The organism is Bacillus sp. OV166 (assembly GCF_900177675.1).
Taxonomy (GTDB): Bacteria; Bacillota; Bacilli; order Bacillales; family Cytobacillaceae; genus Neobacillus.
Genome location: NZ_FXWM01000001.1, coordinates 5,965,687 through 5,986,824 on the forward strand (window position 1 = coordinate 5,965,687; position 21,138 = coordinate 5,986,824).

At 40.0% G+C, this 21,138-nt stretch carries 17 protein-coding genes; all 17 read right to left on the minus strand.

The features are described 5' to 3' along the window. Positions 1-22: 22 nt before the first annotated feature. Complete coding sequence (locus CCK98_RS29300) at positions 23-1,234, minus strand: Ger(x)C family spore germination protein (protein WP_088089822.1); 1,212 nt, start codon at positions 1,232-1,234, stop codon at positions 23-25. Beyond that, positions 1,224-2,837, minus strand: a complete 1,614-nt coding sequence (locus CCK98_RS29305; protein WP_088089823.1) for a spore germination protein — start codon at positions 2,835-2,837, stop codon at positions 1,224-1,226. Before CCK98_RS29305 ends, CCK98_RS29300 begins: the two co-directional genes overlap by 11 nt. Before the next feature lie 928 nt (positions 2,838-3,765). Continuing rightward, positions 3,766-4,965: a substrate-binding domain-containing protein gene (locus tag CCK98_RS29310; protein WP_218780170.1), complete on the minus strand. Its 1,200-nt coding sequence runs from the start codon at positions 4,963-4,965 to the stop codon at positions 3,766-3,768. A gap of 232 nt (positions 4,966-5,197) precedes the next feature. Further along, complete coding sequence (locus CCK98_RS29315) at positions 5,198-6,361, minus strand: agarase (protein WP_088089824.1); 1,164 nt, start codon at positions 6,359-6,361, stop codon at positions 5,198-5,200. Between the two features lie 803 nt (positions 6,362-7,164). Next, on the minus strand, positions 7,165-8,016 hold the full coding sequence (locus tag CCK98_RS29320; protein WP_088089825.1) for an AraC family transcriptional regulator: 852 nt from the start codon (positions 8,014-8,016) through the stop codon (positions 7,165-7,167). 249 nt (positions 8,017-8,265) lie between these two features. Further along, positions 8,266-8,565 carry a putative quinol monooxygenase gene (locus CCK98_RS29325; RefSeq protein ID WP_088089826.1) on the minus strand — a complete coding sequence of 100 codons (300 nt, stop codon included), beginning with the start codon at positions 8,563-8,565 and terminating at the stop codon, positions 8,266-8,268. Between the two features lie 32 nt (positions 8,566-8,597). Next, entirely contained in the window at positions 8,598-9,431 is an 834-nt protein-coding gene (locus CCK98_RS29330; RefSeq protein ID WP_088089827.1) for a sugar phosphate isomerase/epimerase family protein, read from the minus strand. Between the two features lie 74 nt (positions 9,432-9,505). Beyond that, positions 9,506-10,591, minus strand: coding sequence for a zinc-binding dehydrogenase (locus CCK98_RS29335; protein ID WP_088089828.1), 1,086 nt, complete (start codon positions 10,589-10,591; stop codon positions 9,506-9,508). Position 10,592: 1 nt separating this feature from the next. Then, the gene (locus CCK98_RS29340; protein ID WP_088089829.1) at positions 10,593-11,417 is read right to left on the minus strand and encodes a sugar phosphate isomerase/epimerase family protein; all 825 of its coding nucleotides are present in this window, start codon (positions 11,415-11,417) and stop codon (positions 10,593-10,595) included. 137 nt (positions 11,418-11,554) lie between these two features. Further along, positions 11,555-12,715 (minus strand): substrate-binding domain-containing protein, encoded by a 1,161-nt coding sequence (locus CCK98_RS29345; protein ID WP_088089830.1) that lies wholly within the window; start codon positions 12,713-12,715, stop codon positions 11,555-11,557. 42 nt (positions 12,716-12,757) lie between these two features. Next, positions 12,758-13,933: a substrate-binding domain-containing protein gene (locus CCK98_RS29350; protein WP_088089831.1), complete on the minus strand. Its 1,176-nt coding sequence runs from the start codon at positions 13,931-13,933 to the stop codon at positions 12,758-12,760. A 302-nt stretch (positions 13,934-14,235) separates the two neighbouring features. Further along, complete coding sequence (locus CCK98_RS29355; RefSeq protein ID WP_026565962.1) at positions 14,236-15,078, minus strand: sugar phosphate isomerase/epimerase; 843 nt, start codon at positions 15,076-15,078, stop codon at positions 14,236-14,238. Between the two features lie 56 nt (positions 15,079-15,134). Then, complete coding sequence (locus CCK98_RS29360; protein WP_256942487.1) at positions 15,135-16,169, minus strand: zinc-binding dehydrogenase; 1,035 nt, start codon at positions 16,167-16,169, stop codon at positions 15,135-15,137. Positions 16,170-16,310: 141 nt separating this feature from the next. Next, positions 16,311-17,282, minus strand: coding sequence for a sugar phosphate isomerase/epimerase (locus CCK98_RS29365; protein ID WP_088089832.1), 972 nt, complete (start codon positions 17,280-17,282; stop codon positions 16,311-16,313). Further along, positions 17,279-18,457: a Gfo/Idh/MocA family protein gene (locus tag CCK98_RS29370; protein ID WP_088089833.1), complete on the minus strand. Its 1,179-nt coding sequence runs from the start codon at positions 18,455-18,457 to the stop codon at positions 17,279-17,281. The genes CCK98_RS29365 and CCK98_RS29370 overlap by 4 nt, the downstream gene beginning before the upstream one ends. 219 nt (positions 18,458-18,676) lie before the next feature. After that, positions 18,677-19,657: an ABC transporter permease gene (locus CCK98_RS29375; protein WP_088089834.1), complete on the minus strand. Its 981-nt coding sequence runs from the start codon at positions 19,655-19,657 to the stop codon at positions 18,677-18,679. Next, positions 19,638-21,134: a sugar ABC transporter ATP-binding protein gene (locus tag CCK98_RS29380; RefSeq protein ID WP_088089835.1), complete on the minus strand. Its 1,497-nt coding sequence runs from the start codon at positions 21,132-21,134 to the stop codon at positions 19,638-19,640. The genes CCK98_RS29375 and CCK98_RS29380 overlap by 20 nt, the downstream gene beginning before the upstream one ends. Positions 21,135-21,138: the final 4 nt, after the last annotated feature.

Below are 21,138 nucleotides of genomic sequence, written 5' to 3' on the forward strand. Positions count from 1 at the left end.
CCCTTCTCTGTGACCACTAGTTCTATTTTAGTTCTAAAGGGTTGGTCCGCTTCCCTGGAAGCCGGATGAAAGCATCCACCTTGACATCTACCCTGCTTTCAGCAAACGCCTTGTCCCATTCTTTCTTCATCTTCTCCCACTCTTTCGGGTTTGCCCGATTCACGGCTTCACCGAAGCCAAAGATATCGCTTTTCTCACTCTGAGCGACTTTCACAGTCTCCATAACTTGTTTCTTTGTTTCCCTTACCCATTCTTGTTCCAGTTTCGTGATTTCCTCTTTCTTCGTCAAATCAATTGAGCATTCCACCTCACCTACATACCCTTCTTGCCGTATATAGATATGGATAATGGGTTTCCCGGCTAGTACTTCCGCGGTAACACCAGTTTTTGCTCGAACAATTTCAATGCTAATGGCCTCTTTTTCATCTTTACAATCAGTAGTAATACTGCTGCTCTCTATTTTATTTTGAATCCATAAGAGACCGCGTACCTTATCTCCATCCAGCCATCTCCTTAACTTTCCCTCCTTGAAAAGGGCAACCCCTTTGATCTCTGCCGAGGCCGCCATGTCAGTCTGTTCCAAATTGGAATTCTTTTTTCCTTCTTCCAGGTCTCCGACAATTTTTACCCCGCTGATAATCGGCTCTCTTCCCTCGCTTTCCAACGCTTTTACCACATCAATTATTTCGATATTAACGTTTTCTGCCCATATTTTTTCTGCTAACTCATTTTGTTTAGCAATACCATTTGCCGGAATTTTTTCCACTGGAGTAAGGATTTTCAACATAGTTCCCGCTTTAACGTCTCTCGTTACAAGTACCTTTGTAGTCATACGAGTTTCTGGATTCCTTTCGAAGAAATCAAATAAATCCTGGATTCCTTCCTTTGCGATTGTCTCTCCAATGATCAGCAGCTGTAAATGTGCAAAAAAAAGCTGCCGCGGCACTTTTTGCGATGTTTTTCGAACCGCTTTGAATATGGTTTTTTCGGTTCCAGAAAAGACTGTAACTGGTGTAGTATTTCCACCTGACCCTCCACCTGTTGCTCCTGTTGCGACAGCCCCCGGATTGACCACCTGGAAAGTTACCCGATATTCACCTGTTTCTTCGACTTTGTCTATCCCCATTGCCATAACAATGGCCATCTCGTTCAGTTCTCTTTTGTTCCAGCAGCCTGTCAAAAGAGACACCATCCACAAAAGCAAGAAGGTTTGAATTATCCATTTAACTTTCATCTGTATTCCCTTTCTTTTGCTTAGGAGGTGAAGGCTGCAAATTGGGCTCCATTCGTGTTATTTTTTTTTGACTAACCAATCGAGGACGAGTAATGAGTGACCAAAAGGGAAGACGCAGTAAGGTGTCCTTCTGATCCGCAGGAATAAACGGAGCCATAGGAGCCATATAAGGCATCCCAAAAGAACGCAGGCTGCACAAGTGAGCGATCATAATCATGTTGATGATTGCAATCCCATAAAAACCGTACGTCGCCGCGCAAATCGTGAGCAAAAATCGGAGCAGACGCACGGAAATCGCCATATTGAAAGTTGGAGTGGAAAAACTGGCAATCCCCGTAATAGCGACCACGATCACCATCGCTGAAGATACGATACCCGCTTGCACTGCCGCCTGTCCCAAAACAAGTGCCCCAACGATGGATACCGCTTGACCGATTGCACGCGGCATACGAACACCGGCCTCGCGCAATATCTCAAAACTGACCTCCATTAATAAAGCCTCGACAAATGCAGGGAAAGGCACACCCTCCCGTTGCGCAGATAAACTTATTAATAGAGGAGTGGGAATCATTTCCTGATGAAACGTAATGGCCGCGACAAAAACGGAAGGCCCAAATAATGCAATAAAAAACGCCAGAAATCTAAGTAAGCGAACCGCTGATGCTATATCATAACGTTGATAATAATCTTCCGAAGACTGGAAGAACATAAAAAACGTAGTCGGGGCGATGAGGACAAAGGGTGTTCCGTCCACAAAAATGGCGATTCGGCCTTCCAATAAATTTGCAGCAACACTATCTGGGCGCTCCGTATTGTAAACAGTTGGAAATGGGCTAAATGGTTGGTCCTGAATCAAATCTTCAATATAACCCGATTCCAATACGCCATCAATTTCAATATCATTTAGCCTTTGTTTTACCTCTTGCACTAGTTTATCGTTAGCGATTCCTTTGATATACATGAATGCTACGTCTGTTTGTGTAACATCGCCGATTTTCATGGTCTCCAGCCATAGATTAGGACTTTTAATTCGACGACGAACGAGGGATACATTGGTCCCTATGGACTCCGTAAAACCATCCTTAGGACCGCGGATGACCACTTGTGAAGATGGTTCCTCAACCCCTCTCGATTCCCCGCCTCTCGTGCTGCCACTAATAGCTTCCGCCCAACCTTCAATTAAGATAATCGTATCACCGGACAAAATGGATAACATTAATCCATTCCAATCCTTGATTACCTTTACCGTTCCGATCGTCAAAGCTTTATCCTTAATAACATCAAAGACATTTTTATCCGATACCGTGCTTTTGGAAGTCCCTTGAGAGATATCAACCATCAAGGAACGCATGACAAAATCATCGACTAACTTCTGGTCAACCAAATTGTCGATAAAAACTGCAGCCGCTTGTAATTGCAGGCCTCCAATCTCAAATTCACGGATAACAACATCAGGACTGTTTCCAACCTCCGTCCTAATATGTTGAAGGTTGTCTTTTAAATTCCGATGAAGGAAACTACTGCCATTTTCCTTTAAAATTTCTTTATTTATGCTTAGTTTTTTCGCTTCCTTTTTTTTATCAAATACACGCCTAAAGGACATATTTATCCCACCTCTATATAGGACATTTATTCACAGTTAAACTTGTTTTTATACACTTATGAAGCTACTCCAAACAAATAATACTTGGAATAGAAAAAGCCCCTTGTTAGAGAAAGGCGTTTTGTATGGGATGTTTACTTTTGATTATTTTTTTAGCATTTTTATTTTGCGCTCCAGTATGGTTTATGTCTTCTCTATTAAGTTAAAATTTTACTCCACCAATGATGATAGAAACAGAAAATAGCGTTCATTTATTCAATTAAAAACAACATATATTGTGGGACAAAACAAAGGATACTAATCAGCTGGTTAACTCACTAACTCCCGATCAAATTGCAGCGGAAATGGCAGAGGGGCGACTTTCTTTTCGGGACGTGTGAGTGTGGAAAAAATATAGAATGTTTGGAGGGGTTCTGGGTACTTTTGATGGGTTCTGGCTCCGAATTCTCCTTCTAGCCGATTTTATTAAAAGAAATATAAAAAACCGCCAGAAATGTTATGAACACCGCCCTGTCAAAGCAGTAAACCGGATAAGATTATAACAGTTTTGTTATGGAAGGCTTGAAATAATAGGCTAAAGTTTCCACTTAATAAAATTTTAAAACGAATAAAATAGTGGCAGAATATTAGATTTTCCGCTACCCTGCCACCAAATCACCACCAGTGTACTACACTTCACATGTCTGGACTGCTGATTGCAGAAAAATAAAATACTTGGAAGGATGTAGACTTGTTCATCTTATTATACTTTTAATCTAATGAGCGTATTTTTTATGTTTTAAATTTATATATAAAGGAAAAAACACAAAATAAAATAATACCTAAGAAAGCCGAATAATTCAACTTTTCTTAGGTACTTTCTGGCAAACAGGTCTCAATCAGTTTTGAAGTTAGAGGATGCCGTCCTGGCCTATAAGTACACTTCTACTTATCTAGCAGCGTCCATGAGTTCTTTTGATGGCTCTGTGGAGTAAACTTGCTTCCAAGCCTCTAACACGTTTCTTTTATCTACAGTAATACCGTTCATAACGATGAATGGCGCAACAGACTTCCCGAGTAGTCCCAACACAGCAGCTCTTGCTTCCGTTACACCCGCATCATACACTGTTTGTGCTCCGATTCCCTTTATTATACCGCCTTTAGCCAATTCCATTGCTACGTTCTTGCCAAGGTCAATCGTAGTAACAATCATATCATCAGCTCTTCCAGCGGTCCTTACAGCCGAAACAATACCCTCGGCTGGCACATCCCAAATACCCCAGATTGCATCTAAGTCAGGTTCTCTAAGCAGCAAGGCGTTCGCAGCTTCTTCGGCAGCCCCTACAAAGTTAGGACCCATGATCCCTTGTTCTTCAGCAATCGTAATCCCTGGATACTTCGCAAACACGTCCTTTGCAGCCTTGTAACGAATTTCCGTTGTTGGGAAGTTGGCATCGTAATAGATAATCCCGATCTTCCCTTTTCCACCCAGTTCACGAGCAATAAGATGAGCCGCTCTTGCACCATTTTCATAGTCAGCTGGTGAAATTACTGTCACATAATCTTCTCCAGATTTCAATCCCTTTGCAGCCTGATTCATGAAAACGATTTTTGCACCCTGTTGAGCTGCCTTTTTATACGCACCTGCGTTCGCTACAGTGTCAACCGGGATTGAAACTAGGATATCCGGTTTTTTAGCCATTAGAGTTTCTATATCAGATGTCTGCTTTTCAGGCTTGAAGTTGGCATCTGTAACGCCGACAACCTTCACTCCCATCTTTTCAAACTCAGCCTTTAGGGCTTTAACCTGTGTAGCTGACCAGTCATTTCCCATATACTGCATCGAAATAGCAGCGGTTAAGTTCATTTCTTTTACTTTCTTAAGGTCTTCCTCTGTTAATTTAACCGTTTTATATGATGCCGGTTCTTCGCCATTTGGCCCCTTTGTCAGTATTTCTGTATCCAATTTAGCCAGTTCGGCATCAGGATCGGGACCTGCCTGTTTATTTTCGGTCTTGTTATTAGATTCTGTTTTCTGTGGTTCAGTGGATGCTTTTTCGCTGCTTTGTCCCCCGCAAGCGGCAAGGCCGATTGACAGCACTAGCATCAGGGTGAAAATAACCGCAATCCTTACTCGTCGCATACTCATCTTTTCTTTCTCCTCTTAATTAAGTTTTGTTAATAATTGAATGCGTTTACAACATAAATCTTAAAAGTGACCTGGATACTCGAGTAAGATAAACGATATAGAATGGCAGGAACAGCCTGTACCTCCTTAAACTACTTTTCACCGAAACTGTACATCACAACCAATTCTGAAGTTTAGTAGGTACAAGGCCATTCCCCCGCTTAATCCGCTAATCTAAAATACATCTAATCTATTAAAGCTTGACTTTCTCTTCAATATTTTGATAAACACTCTTATTAAATTCTTTTACAGGGTTGATGAAATCAGCATATGGCACATCATACGGATCTTTGATTCCCCATCCTCTTGCTTTGTTTTCGAGATGCGCGCACCAATGCCATCCAAGGAACCATGGTTCGTTAAGAACTGTACTTAGTGAGGCTATGTAATCAGCAGCCCGGCCGTTCTGATCCTTAATATCACTTACTCTGTTTGGATTCATGCATGTTTGGCACCAGTTTCCTATATCTGCTATAATAACCGGCTTATCTGTTATTTTTTGCCACTGAGCAAGATCTTCCTTCATCTTTTGGTAGCCTTCCTCATGTGGGCTTGTGAAATACTGTACAGATAATACATCTACATAAGGCTTCATTGCTAGAAGCACTTCTTCAGGAATACCTTTGTTTCCGTTATATCTGTCTCCCAAAATGAGATGATTAGGATCATACTTCCGGATGTGCTTTGTAATCGTTTCATAATACTTGGAAGCCACTTCAAATAATTTGCTGCTTCTTTCTTGTTCATTTAAATCTTTCAATGTTTCGAAGTCCCTTCCGCTTGCATGCCGGATCCAGGCCGGGATATCAACAAGGAAGTAACCAATAAGGTTCTTGCTTTCTGCATGGTCAGCACAAATGCTTCTCGCCAAATATTCGCAGTACATGTCAAATTCGTGGGAGAAAACATCTGGATAGACAGGCTGGCCGTTCCAGTCCTCAAATTCTGAAACTCGAATTTGGAGACAATAAGGCATGTCGGCGTGCTTATAATCAGCAGCTGACCAGCTTGTTGAATGCCCTAGATTGATCGGATCACCGAACCAATCGAGCGCGACACCCCAGTCTCCACTAATATAGTCCCCTGTCCAGCCGATTGTATTGAATCCCCAGTCTTTAAGATCTTTAGTTAATCCTTTTATCCAATTCTCTCTGGAGCCGTATTTATTTTTCCAAATCTCAAAATTATGATCATATTTCAAGTTTGTTTCGTCCGCATGGTTGACCCCTATCGTCACAAATACGTTTCCTTCAGGATCTACCAACCACCATCTTTCCTTATCTCGTTCAAGTCTAAAGTATCCTGTTGCCTCGAACTTTTGTTTCTCGTTTCCACCATATGAGCTAATACCTGGCATGCTAGACACTCTCCTTTTATTCTCTTTTTTGTAACCGATTACAAATTATAACAAATGTTTTGCCTCCCTCAATTGCTGGACCATGCCTATAATAGCGAAAATAGCAAGGCTATGAATTGCATTCAACCCCTTAAAGCAATACTGTCAGTAGGTTTGAGGCTTTTTTCTACATAAATGATAACGATTACATTTTTATTAAAATTCATATCTTTCACTTTTTCTAATCGCTGTCAAACACCTTTTCCCTTTACTGGGAATGGATTTTTAACACATTAGACCTAAATTTTATTCCTTCAAGCGAAAATAACAGAAATTTTTAAAAATTTCAAAGAACATAACCCTTCGTATTACACTTGCAACTCTCCTATTTTGCAGGTTGTTCATAATTTAGCCATACAACTCTTCTGCAACATTTTTTGAAAATTTGGCATATGTCGTGTTTCGAGTCCGTTGTGAATTTATTGACCTGCGATCATGTAGTGTAACCTAACTCCGTTTACGATAGCTTTCGCATGTTGGACTGGTTCTCCTTTGTAGTCAAATGTTTTCTTTGTGCTCATGTTTTTCTTTTCCCCTTTCGATGAAACAATAATTATTACTACAATTTCTATAGTACAGGGAATATAAATAATAGAAAATTAATAAAATTGCGAAAAAAGATACATATTATTGTTAACGCTTTCTAAGTAAAAGCTGCATTTTTTCATGAAATAAAAATAGCCTCTCCATTGGTATGGAAAGACTAGCTGCGAGAAATAAGTTTTACAGACAGAAGAAATTCAAAATAGATGTAATCCATTACATCAAGTGTTAGTTTTCCCTTTACTTTTGGAAAAATCAGAACTAGATGTAATAATCCTTCTGTATTTACCTGGCGGGTTACCTGTTAATTTTTTAAATAGAAGATTAAAATAATTTGGATTCTCATAACCAATGATAGATGCGATTTCTCTTACAGATAGATTAGATTGCTTAAGTAATCGTTTTGCTTCTTCTATACGGCAATAAATCATGTATTGTATGGGAGGCACTCCCATTTCTTCCTTGAAAACATGAGCTAAATGGTAGGGGCTGACATAAACTAGATTAGCTAAATCGTTTAATGTAAGCTCTTGCCGAAAATTTACTTCTATATATTTTTTTACTTCAAGACAGACTGGAGAAACGGAATCATAATCAGAATTTTTTATAAGGCGAGTAATTTTAATAATAACCGCTTGTAATATTGAAGAGATTACGTCTTGATATCCAGCATGTTTCGTCCGATATTCCCGTAAAATATCTTTTAAGTAGTTATCAATCTCCTTTTTTTCATCTTGCAAATGAATAATAGGAAGATCATTAGAATGGGTTAAACAACCTTTATCATTACCATTAATATGCAGATTCGAAACACAGATATAAATCCCTTTGAGAGGATCGTCTGTACAAGATTTACCTTCGATATGACTAAAAGGGGGAATAAATATAAGGTCTCCTTCTTGTCCGATAAAAGGTTTTTCTTCAAAGATAAACTCTCCACACCCCTGTTGAATATACACAATCTCTGTATAATTAGGATCGGAATGTTTTTTAATCCAATTTGGACTGATTTCATTTATTCCTTTAATATTGATAAACTGGGGAGTATTTAATAAAACAGAAGACTTTCCCACGCTGTATGTCCCCTTTCATTATAAATAGCATTCTAAGTAATCCATTTTTGACCAAAGGTACACTCCGACTGCTTTATTTGATAAATAAGGAGCTTTTACAGTAAAAGAGGCTCTAGAAATCGAGCCTCTTTATTTTTACAGCTGGTTGTTTATTTTACGGCACCTTGAATAGATTTTTGGTGATTTTAATTACCATGTATCTAATACATTTTCTTTCGTTACTAATAACGCAAGGACAGCTACTAAGAGTTAGGCACCTTTTATTTCGCTTGCATCGAAAAGTTGTACTTGGATTGGTTCACTTAATAGTCCAGGGACGATATTAACGAAGTTTTGAAAATGAGCGGTCGCTTCGTGAACACCAATCGCCGCTTGATCCTTCCACTTTTCCACAAATACAAAGGTATTAGGCTGTTTTGGATTTTCAAAATATTCATAGCTAATATTACCTTCTTCTGCTTGAGATGGTTCCGCTACTAGGTTAGCCTGATCCAGGAATACTTGACGTTGTTGTGGTTCCACTTTAAAGTACGCATGAATAATAATCATCTATAAATTCCACCTTTTATACTTAATATCTTTTATGATAGTGCTTCAACAATTTCCTTCATATGTTTAATAGATTGCTTTGTGAAGTCATCAAAAACATTAGCTTCCCCTTGAAGGCCTGAAGCCACATAAGGATTTGACACGGCAGGTAGGAACTCCATCGTAAAATAACCCTTATAACCAAGTTCTTTAAGCAGGGAAATCACTGGTGCAAAATTCGTTTGTCCTAGTCCAGCAGCTTCCCTTGTGTTATCGGCGATGTGTACATGTGCAAGATAACGCGATATTTTCTTTATCGATCCCGTCATATCACGTTCTTCTATGCTCATGTGGAACAGATCCGCCATAATCCCTACACCTACTACATTCACTTCCTCCACAAAACGTAAGGCTAAGGTGAGGTTATTAACTAAGTAGGTTTCATAACGATTTAATGCTTCAATGGCTATGGTGATTCCTTGTTCCTTTGCATACAGCCCCGCCTCTTTCACACTTTGAATGGCATTATTCCATTCTTCCTCAAGCGTCGTTTCTGGGCTAAGTTTACCAACACAAGTAGGAACGACAATTAGAGTTGATGCATGTAAAGTCTTCGCTAAATCAACCGATCTTTTCACATATTCGACTGCCTTTTTTCTAATTTCGTCGTTTGATGAGGAAAGATCCCTTTCAGGGGTAAAAATTCCACAAATAGAACTGCATTCAAGTTCATACTTTGTTAAAAGTTCTTTCGTTTCCTCAATATCAATGGTATACGGCTCGCCAGCGAGTTCGACACCTTGATAACCATATTTCTTCAGCCTTTTTAAGCTATCTTCTAAACTTTCATTTCCGTATATCCATTGTGTGGCACTATATTTGAACATTTGAATTCACCTCTTAGATTATGAAAAAATCAGAGTTCCCACATAAACCGTAGAGAACTCTGTCTACCTATATATTAATCTGAGATTTTAACTACAGTTTTAAGGATATCCTTATTATGCTCTGCCGTTTCAATTCCGTGTTTCACATCTGCAAATTCAAAATGATTTGTGAAGATTGGAGTTGGATCAAAACGCTTGCTTGCGATTAAATCAATCGCTTTAGAGAAGGTGTCATATGTTCCTGCATAGGAGGAAACAATGGTTAATTCACGGCTGTAAATTTCAAATGGACTTACAGGAATTGTTACATCTGCAGGGGCTGCTCCAAAAACCAGTATTTTTCCGCCTTTTCTCACTAATTTAAACGTTTGCGCGTAAGTATAGGCAGAACCTACCGCTTCAATAACAACGTCAGCACCGCGTCCGTCTGTTAATCTTTTAACAGCTTCTACCGGGTCTTCTTCACCTGCATTGATGACATAATCAACACCAATATTTTTAGCTGATTCAATTCTCGCAGGATTTAGTTCGGATAGGATTACTTTACTAGCACCTTTCAATTTTGCAAGTAAGGCATGAGCGATACCCATTGGACCTCCGCCAATAATCGCGACTGTTTCACCGTATTGGACATTAACTTTATCCTGACCGCTGATTGCACATGCTAATGGCTCAATATAGGCTCCATGGATCCAAGACATAGAATCTGGCAACTTATGAATATTACTCTCTGGAACTCTTACAAATTCGGCAAATGCTCCGTTAATGTGTACCCCTAATTGAGTTATTTTTTCACAATGCAATTTTTGGCCATGGCGACAATAATAGCATGTACCACAGCTAATATTGATATCTGCAGTTACACGATCACCTGGCTGTACAAAGCTCACTTTAGAACCAACCTTTGCCACTTCACCGGAAAATTCATGACCTAAGATCAGTGGAAGTTTTGCTGGAAAACGACCTTCATAAATATGCGGATCAGTACCACATACTGCGGTATATTTTACTTTTATCAATACATCCTTATCCCCAAGTTCAGGAACCGGTACTTCTTCTAATCTTAAATCCTCTTTACCATATAACACGGCAGCTTTCATTACTTTTTGATCAAACCCAGCTTCTAAATTTTCATTGTTTACTACTGTATCTTGTGCCATCTTATTTTTCCTCCTTAAAAAGGTTTTTTAGGAAATTAATTGACTCTTCAGTGTATTGATCATAAAACTCTTCACATCTAGTGCCATTAAAAGGATCGGCAAACGGAGGCAATAGCTCCATCGTTAAATAACCGCTATAATTAATATCACGTAAAGCCTGAGCGATTGGCTCAAAATCGATATGACCACGTCCTGGTGCCGCTCGATTACTATCAGCGATGTGAAGGTGATATAATTTCTCTCCAACCATTCTAATGGTGTCGGCAATATCGACTTCTTCAATATTCATATGATAGGTATCACCCATCACACCTACGCTTGGCAGATTTACACGATTGACCAGCTCAAGTGATTGCTCCAATCGATTGATTAGATAGTTTTCATAACGATTCCATGCTTCTACCGTTAAGCGAACCCCATGTTCTCCCGCATAAATACCAGCTTCCCGTATTCCTTCCTCAGCCCATTTCAATTCTGTTTCTCGATCCGCCTCTCCATAAATTTTCATACAAGCAGTTGGAGTGAGAGAGATTCCTTTTGCCCCGATTTTGCTGGCAAAATCAACGCAGCTTTTTAAATACTCGACTGCATTTCTTCTAATATTTTCTTTACTAGAAACTAAATCTCTTTCAGCGTTATAAATGGCACAAATAGTGGAAGCTTCAATATTATATTTTTCCAATAATCCTTTAATGCGGTCTGCATCCATTTGCTCTGGCTCGCCTACAAATTCCACACCGTTATAACCATATTTAGCGAGTCTAGCAATACTAGTTTCAATATCTTCTCCTGCATATACTAGCGTGTTGTAAGAGTACTTAATCATTTGAACATCTCCTTATCACTATTTTGTCTATGTACACTTCCTCTGGATTTTAAAGAGGGGCCGCATGTAAAAGCGGCCACTATTTAACTTCTTTTCTAGGAAGTTTGTAATCTCTTTTCTGACTAGTTACGCGATGACTATTTTGCTGCCTTTTGAATAACTTCAGGGGCATCTTGACGATAAGCCATTTTCCAAACCTTTAAGACGTTTTCTTTTGTAACTTTCATCGATGGAACAACATAGTATGGATCTAATTGCTTGCCAAGTAATGAATATCCGGCAACAAGAGCTTGCGCAGCTCCATTTTCATATGGTAACTGTGCGCCAAGACCTTTTACATTTCCTCCAGAAGCAATTTGAAGCGCCACATTTGTTCCTAAATCAACTGTCGTAATAACTAAATCATTTTTCCCTGCTGTACGAGCCGCAGCAAGTGTTCCTTCCGCTGGTACATCCCAAATCGCAAAAATCCCATCTAAATCCTTGTGTTTTGTTAACATACCTGAGGCTACTTTTTCAGCATCGTTAGGAGTGATAATTCCACCATGGGCAACAATTTTAATATTTGGATATTTTTCTTTAATGGTTTTCTCAAATGCTTCTTTACGCTGGTTATTTACAAAGAAATTAACATCGTGGAAAATAACACCGATTTTCCCTTTTCCTTTTAGTTCATCACCCATAATTTCACCGGCAAAGATACCGTTTCCATAGTTATCTGATGAAACAACGCTGACATAATCTTTTCCAGCTTTGAACCCTTTTGGTACGTTATCCATGAAGACTAGTTTTACACCGGCTTCCGCAGCCTTTTTAAAAGCGGGAGCAGTAGCAACAGGATCAACCGGCAGAGCTACGATAACATCTGGCTTTTTAGCCATGATGGTTTCGATATCTGAAATTTGTTTTTCAGGCTTGAATTGGGCATCCGTAACGGCCACAACTTTGATGCCCATTTTTTCAAAAGTGTCTTTTACACCATTGATGATGGCAGTTGAGAAATCATTTCCTGCATAGTGCATGGAAATAGCGGCTTTGAATTTACCTTCTTTAATTTTCTTTACGTCCTCTTCAGACAATTGCAAAGTTGCTGCAGGTGTGGCTGTTTCTCCATTTGGACCTGTACTTAAAATTTTCTGATCGCTTGGTATTTCAGGGTTAATGGTAAGAGGATAGGTAACTTTTACTGATGCTTCTTTTTGCTTACCTGAAGCAGTTGAACTTTGTTTTCCACACCCCATAAGAGCCAAACTGCTAATTAAGAGTATCGTTACGATTAGTAAAGTAAGTTTTTTCATAGTAACCCCCAATAATAGATTTAGATAATAATAGTGTTTTTATTATTTAGCTGCCCCTTGGATGGACTTTGGTGCCTCTTGGTGGTAAACAAGTTTCCATGCATCTAATACGTTTTCTTTCGTTACATTTAACGCTGGGACAGCTACATAGGCAGGTGCTTCCTTACCAAGTAAAGAATAACCAGCTAAAATCGCTTCTGAAATCCCCTGGTCATATGGCAGCTGAGCACCTAGACCTTTAATCAAACCATTTGATGCAATGTCTAAAGCAACGTTTGTCCCTAAATCAATAGTCGTAATGACAAAATCCTTCTTTCCTGCCGTTCGTGCTGCTGCTAAAGCGCCTTCAGCGGGAACGTCCCAAACGACAAACATTCCATCAAGGTCACGATTTTTGGTCAGCATACCTGATGCTACTTTTTCTCCATCGTTAGGGCCAATGATACCGCCGCGTTCAACGATTTTAATTTTTGGATATTTTTCTTTTATTGTTTTTTCAAAGGCTTCTGTACGCTGTTTGGTCACGAAATAATCTGCATCATGATAAATGACACCGATTTTTCCTTTTCCACCAAGCTGTTTCGCCATGATCTCGGCTGCTTGAACGCCATTGCCATAGTTGTCTGCAGAAACTACGCTCACATAATCCTTGCCGGCTTCCAGTCCTTTTGGTTTATTGTCCATAAACACGACTTTCACGCCTGCATCTGCCGCTTTCTTAAAAGCAGATGCAGTTGAAACAGGGTCTACCGGGATCCCAACGATAATATCCGGCTTTTTCGCTAAAACAGTTTCAATATCGGATACTTGTTTTTCAGCCTTGAACTGAGCATCTGTTACGGCTACGACTTTAATCCCCATTTTTGCAAAAGTTGCCTTTAAGCCATTGATTTGAGCGGTTGCCCAGTCATTACCAGCATAGTGCATAACAATCGCAGCTTTGTATTTGCCTTCTTTAATCTTTTGCACCTCTTCTTCAGTAAGCTGCAATGTTTTTGCTGAAACAGCGGTTTCTCCACTAGGACCTTTACTTAAAATTTCCTGATCGGGTATATCTTGATTAATCGTTATTGGGCCTGAACTTGCGGTTGTTTCTTCTGTTTTTGTGTTCTCTGTCTCTTTGCTTGCGCTGCTAGTTGTGCTATTCTTGCCGCATCCGACAAGTGCAACGCTAGTGATAAATAGAATCATAGTAAAAACAGTTAGTAACTTTTTCATGACTTGCCCCCTTTTCATGGTTGTAACTTTTAATCCGTTGATAGAAATACTGAAGTATTTTTATCGTTTTTATGTATCACACCCTCTCACGTAATGTAATCGATTACAATTTTCCGTTAATTAATTTTTTACTGCTTTTCTCGGTGATTATATAATCGATTAAATTTTGGTTTTAAATTCACTTAAAAGAGGGGAAAAACACTTATTCTTATTATTAGCCCTTTTGAATAGATTAACTGGGCGAACCAGTGGCATTTAAACGTACTGCATTCGCCCGTATAATGCTTTTTTCAATTAGGTTATTACTTACATCCAATTCCTTTTAACTTTTCTGTCAAGTAATCAATGGATGTTTTTGCATACCAATCAGGATCTGCTTTTCTAGTACCAAATCCAATTTCCATTGAGAGGTAGCCCTTGTAATCGATTTCCTTTAATGCTTTTAATACGGAATCCCAATTTACCGTTCCTTGTCCAGGCGGTAAACGATCGTCATCCGAAATATGAACATGATGCAACTTATCTTTCATTTTATAAACATAATCACTCGGTACTTCATTACGATATAGGGCATGGAACGTATCAAACATCACTTTCACATTGGATTCACCTGATTCTTCTGCCAACTGCAGGGCATCATCTGCCGATTCAATTAAATTACAATCAGCAGCTTGAGGTTCAACTACTAATGTGATTCCAAGGTCTTTTGCATATTTTGCCACATCTTGCAAACCTTCGCGGCTATACTTCCATGCTTCTTGTTTGTTCATACCAAAACCAAACCAGCCGGCAAGCCACATCACAGTTGGGCATTCCCAGTCATGCGCTAAACGAATGACTTCCTTATAATGATTGATCGTAAATTCACGCTCTTCTTTCAAAGCTGAACTTGGATTCACTCCAGGTCCTCCTCCAGGTGCGGGAAGCATAGCAGCTACATTAAGATTATTTCTTTTTAAATGCTGAAGAATTTCCTTACGTCTTTGTGTGGATAGATAATCAGGCCATGCATGCGGACTCGCACAACCTATTTCAATTCCATCATATCCAAATGCAGCAATTCGACTAATCACTTCTTCTAATGGATAAAAGGGCAACATGGATGGAAAAGAATTATAAACCCAAGTATTAAATGAAAGTTTCATTTTTTGATCCTCCTCAAAAATTAAGTCATAAAGCAAATTTTTGTTATTCAATGTGATTATTCCCAAACAAACACAGCTTTTTCAGTCTTTCTTTCGTCAAACAAACGGAAAGCTGTTTCCGCTTCTTCCAATTTAAATTGGTGAGTAACTAATTTTTCCACAGGCAGATTCTTTCTAACAATAAACTCCGCAATTTCATCAAATTCTTGAATTGGGAAGTACCAAGAACCCATTACAGAAATCTGTTTTCGAATTAATTGCGCACTTGGTTTGATTGTTGTCTCTTTACTTTCCCCGATAAAAGCGACACGTCCATGTGCTCTCACGCAATCTAATGCATCATTCTCACCGTAAGGGCTTCCGGAACAATCAATCGCAGCATCTGCACCAAGACCCTTTGTAATACGAGCAATTTCTTCTTGAACATTCATTGTTTTACCATTGATGGTATAATCCGCACCCAATTCCTTCGCAAGCTCCAAGCGCTCATCAAGCATATCAACAGCAATAACGGTTGCGCCTAATCCTTTGGCGATCATCACACCCGCACCGCCCATAGGACCCATTCCAAAAATAACGAGATAATCTCTACCGGAAATTCCTAATCTCTTTTGTGCGTGATAAAGGGTTCCAACAGCGTCGGTTGAAACAGCGGCCGTTACGAAACTCATGCTATCTGGCAATCTCATACAGTTTTCAGCTGGAACGACCATGTACTCTGCGTCACCGCCGTGAGAGTCAAAGCCGATACATTTAAACTCTTTGCAGAACATTTTGTAGCCGCTCTTACAATGTGCACATTCACCACAGCCAAGAGCTAAGTAAACAGCAACTCTGTCACCCGCTTTGTAATTGGAAACGCCAGCTCCTACTTCCGTGATAACTCCTGCAGGTTCATGCCCTGGTACCGTGCATCCGCATTTTGTTCCTTCAAAAACGGAAGTTCCATAATATAAGCTCATATCGCTTCTGCAGATCGCTGATGCTTTTAACTGAACTAATACTTCCCCTTGGCCAGGCGTTGGAATTTCAATCTGGCGAATCTCTACCTTTTTATCTCCTGGAAAAAATACTGCATTCATTGTTGTCATCGTACTGCCTCCAATCATTCATCATTAATTTTGAAAAACAATTATCCTATCATATTTCCTTGAAATGAGCTGCGGGAGGGAAAACCCTCCCTTTGGAAGCAAGAGAACCGTCCCCATGCTTCCACCCATGCTTCCAAAAAATTATGCCCACCACATCTCGGAAATTTTCTCCTTGAACATGGCCCCTTTTAAGAGAGTAATAGCTTTGCTTAGTCCCTCGTCGGTGGAAGCAAGCATATCTTCATGTTCGATGGAAATGACATAATCGTATCCGACCGCTCGAAGGGCACTTACTATGTCTTTCCACATTTTTTCGTCCGAGCCGTATCCGACTGATCTAAATGTCCAAGAGCGGTCTAAAATTTGGCTATAATGCTTTGTATCTAAAACACCATTAATCTTGATATTTGCTTGATCTAAATAAGTGTCCTTCGCATGGAAATGGAAAATCGCATTTTCCCTGCCAAGCTTTTTGATGGCCTCGACCGGGTCAATTCCTTGCCAAACAAGGTGGCTCGGATCAAAGTTTGCACCAATGTTTTCGCCGGCATGCTCCCTTAACTTTAGTAGAGTTTCAGGATTATAAACTACAAATCCTGGGTGCATCTCAAAAGCTATTTGATTAATGCCGTGCAACTTCGCGAATTTTGCTTCCTCTTTCCAATAAGGAATCACGACTTCGTTCCATTGCCAGTTCAGCACTTCTAAATATTCCGGAGGCCATGAGCATGTAACCCAGTTTGGATTTTTTGCACTTATATGATCACCCGGACAGCCGGAGAAGCCATTGATAACAGGAACTTCCAAAAGTTCTGCAAGTAATACTGTTCTTCGCCAAACGTCATGTGACTCTTGAGCAATGTTTACATTTGGATGAAGCGGGTTACCGTGGCAGCTTAAGCCGCTGATCGTTATTCCCCTAGTTTCAAGCGCTCTCAGGAATGATTTTCTTTTTTCGGGAGATTCAAGCAATTCATCCGGATTACAGTGATGATTGCCGGGATAATTCCCTGTCCCCAATTCAACGGCCTCCACACCCATGGCTGCCAGTTTATCCAACATTTCTTCAAAAGGCAGGTTCTGATACAAGGGGGTAAATACACCTAATTTCACGCAAGTACCTCCTTGCTAGCCTGAACCTTCACCCATTTCTGCTGCTCGTTACTTTCCAAGATTGCGTCTGTGATACACATCGAAAGGTGCCCGTCTGCAAATGTCGCAAAATTAGACTTGTCTGTTTTCAGGCTTTTGCCATCGCGAACAAACGAGTAGAAATTCAACATCATATTTTTCAAAGCATCTGGCCAGCCTTCATTATGCCCTCCAGGATGATGAATAGCAGACCTTGCCTCAGGTGAAAACAACGCCGGATCCGCTAATAGAACTTCATTTGCTTTGTCCCGGTGCCCGATCCATAGCTTCTCTGGTTCTTCCTGGTTCCAGAATATTGAAGCTTGACTTCCATTAATCTCAAAGCTTAATCTATTTTTCCGTCCGGCACTTACTTGAGATACAGTAAAGACTCCTCTTGATCCATCTTCAAAACGAACAAGAACGGATGCATAATCTTCTGTATTAATTGGAACATCTTCATATTCCATATCTTCTATAGTCTGTGCCCCAAAAGTAGCTACGTTTCCTGTAGGCTTCTTTCTTACTGGAACAACAGTTGCTAAATCGGCAAAAACTTCGACAATCCTTTTGCCTGTTACAAATTGGACGGTATCACACCAATGGGAACCAATGTCAGCTACTGCGCGTGACTTTCCGCCTACTTCCGGCGCCAAACGCCAGTTGTAGTCTGTTTCATATAATAACCAGTCCTGCAAGTAGCTTCCGTGAACCATGTTCACTTTCCCAAGATCACCTTCAGTGATTTTCGCTTTTAAGTTTTGTACACTCGCATGCTGTCTGTAATTAAAGTTCACCGCATGGATGACGCCTTGTTTTTCTGCTAACTCCAACAATTCTGCTGATTCATCACTGTTCATAGCCAGCGGTTTCTCTGAGACAACATGCTTTCCAGCTAAAATAATCTCTTTATTAATGGCAAAATGAAGATGATTTGGTGTGCAATTGTGCACGACCTGGATTTCGCTGTCTTTCAGCATTTCTCGGTAATCACCAAAGGCCTTCGGAATTCCAAGCTCAGCTGCCTTTTTTTCAGCCATTTCTTGACTGGTTTCCGCCAAACCAGCTACTTCTACAAAACCAAGCCTTCTGATGGCTTCTATGTGAGTCGGCCCGATAAAACCAGTACCGATGATACCAACTTTAATCTTCTCCACCTTTCTTCCTCCTGTTCAAAAGTTGATCGTGTTGTTCAAGGATGCAAATTTATAGACCTTATAGGGTCATTCCGCTTTTTTTGAAAAGAATTTCGCCGATTTTATCATTAATTCCGCCAATTTCCGAGGAAATTCCGCCAGTTTTCTCATTAATTCCGTCAATTTCCGGGGGAATTCCGCAGAATTTTGCTATTATTCCGCGGAAACCTTTATTAAAAATTACCTCTTCAACGCTTTCTTACCAAATGCCACCGCCAAGATAATGATAATTCCTTTGATAATCATTTGCTGGCTGACATCAAGACCCATGATAATCAAACCATTGTTGATTGTACCGATCATTAGGGAACCAACAATCGTTCCGATAATCGTTCCTACACCGCCAAACAAGCTTGTTCCACCAAGAATAACCGCAGCGATAACAGAAAGCTCATCGCCTTCACCGAAGGAGAAACGTCCGGCATTCATACGGCCCGCATAGAGAAGACCAGCTAAACCAGCCATTAAACCAGTTGCAAGGAATACCATTAGCTTGATCTTCATTGTCTTTACGCCAGAGAATCTTGCCGCATTTTCGTTACCACCTGTCGCCAATACCTGACGGCCAAAAGATGTTTTACGAAGTAAGATATGAGCAATCACTGTAAATACTAGAGTCCAAATAAGTAAAACTGGAATTGGACCAATGTCCCCTGAACCAAAGATGAAATTGAAATTTGCGTCTACAATCGGAACTGGAGCAGTATCTGTAACCCACATCGCAGCACCTTTAATGGCTCCCATCGTTCCCAGTGTTACTAAGAAGGAAGGAATCGCTACTTTTGTTACTAGCAAACCATTGATTAATCCAACCACAAGTCCAGTACCTACACCGCCGATGAGTCCACCAATAATGCCATAACCCGCTTGGATGGCTAATGCACCGACTAGAGAAGAAAGGGCAGCAATGGAACCAACAGAAAGGTCAATCTCCCCTGTACTAATAACAAATGTCATTGCCAACGCCATCAAAGAAATCGTCGCTGTTTGTCTAACAATGTTTAATAAGTTCCCTGAAGTTAAGAAACCTTCATCACTTAAGCTGATAGAAAAATAGATTAATACGCCCACGAAGGCAAAATAGACAATATAATTACGCCACTCGAATCCTTTCAATGAAGGAGTTGCTGGCTTTTGAATACTAGAAACCTTGGATTGCATATTGTAATTCCTCCTCTGATTTAATCTCCCTGCGGGTCATTTCCTTTTTAATTTTCCCATCATGCATAACGATGACACGATCACTCAATGCAAGCAGTTCTGGAAGTTCGGAAGAGACCACAAGGATTGCCTTGCCGTTTTCGGCCATGGCTCTAATAATCTCCACAATTTCCGTTTTTGCACCAATATCCACACCAATCGTTGGTTCATCCAACATCAAGACAGTAGGGTCGTTCGCCAGCCATTTAGCTAGAACGATTTTTTGCTGATTACCGCCCGATAACAACCCGGCCTTTTTAAAAATATTATCCGTTTTAATATTTAACTTCCTTACAAATTCATTACTAATCTCATTGGATTTCTTACTATCAATAAAAGCTCCTTTTTTCACCTTCGAAAGAATTGGAAGAATCATATTATCCTTGACACTATGTTCAAGGACCAATCCTTGCATCCGGCGGTCCTCCGGAATCAATGCAAGTCCGGCTTCTATGGCATTCTTAGGATTCTTAATGGATTGTTTTTGACCACTGATGTAGATGTCTCCACTCTTAATTGGGTCAATCCCAAAGAGATTTCGAAGTAATTCCGTCCGGCCGCTTCCCATTAACCCGGCAATTCCAACGATTTCACCCGGCTGAATTTTTAGATTAATATCTTGGACATGTTCGGCACTTAAGTTTCTTACTTCAAAAATGGGCGGCACGTCCGTTGCGTAGGAACGTTCTTTCCATTCAAACGCTTGGTCAAATTGCATACCGACTATATGTGAAATTACAGTATCAAGATCGGTTTCACTGCATTTTTCTGTTGTGATATATCGGCCATCACGCATAATCGTGATTCGGTCACATATTTCAAAGATTTCATCCATCCGGTGAGAAATATAGATGATGGAATAACCTTTTGCTTTCAATTTGTTAATAAAACTAAAGAGTACTTCCGTTTCATTTTTGGTTAAGGACGAGGTTGGCTCATCCATAATCAGAATCTTTGCTTCTTGGGAAAGTGCTTTGGCAATTTCCGTCATCTGCCAATAGCCAACCCCAAAATTTTGAACTACATCATTTGGTCTAATATCTACGCCTAATTCTTCAAGCAATTTTTCTGTTTTCTTCTCACAATCCTTATCATCGAGCAGCCCTAATGATGTTTTCTTCTCACGAGTAAGATAGATGTTTTGGGCGACGGTAAGGGTAGGAATTAAACTAAACTCTTGGAAAATCATCGATATATTATTCTTTTGAGCATCATCATAACTTTTAATGCTTACCGGTTTTCCTTCAATTAAAATCTCGCCGCTGTCTGCAGAGTATACGCCTGTGAGGATTTTCATTAACGTCGATTTCCCGGCACCATTTCCCCCCATCAAGGCGTGAACTTCACCTTTTTTGACGGAAAAATGTACATCGTTTAAAACGGTAATCCCATTAAAAGCTTTATTAATACCTCTCATTTCGAGAATCGGTTGTTCCATCCAA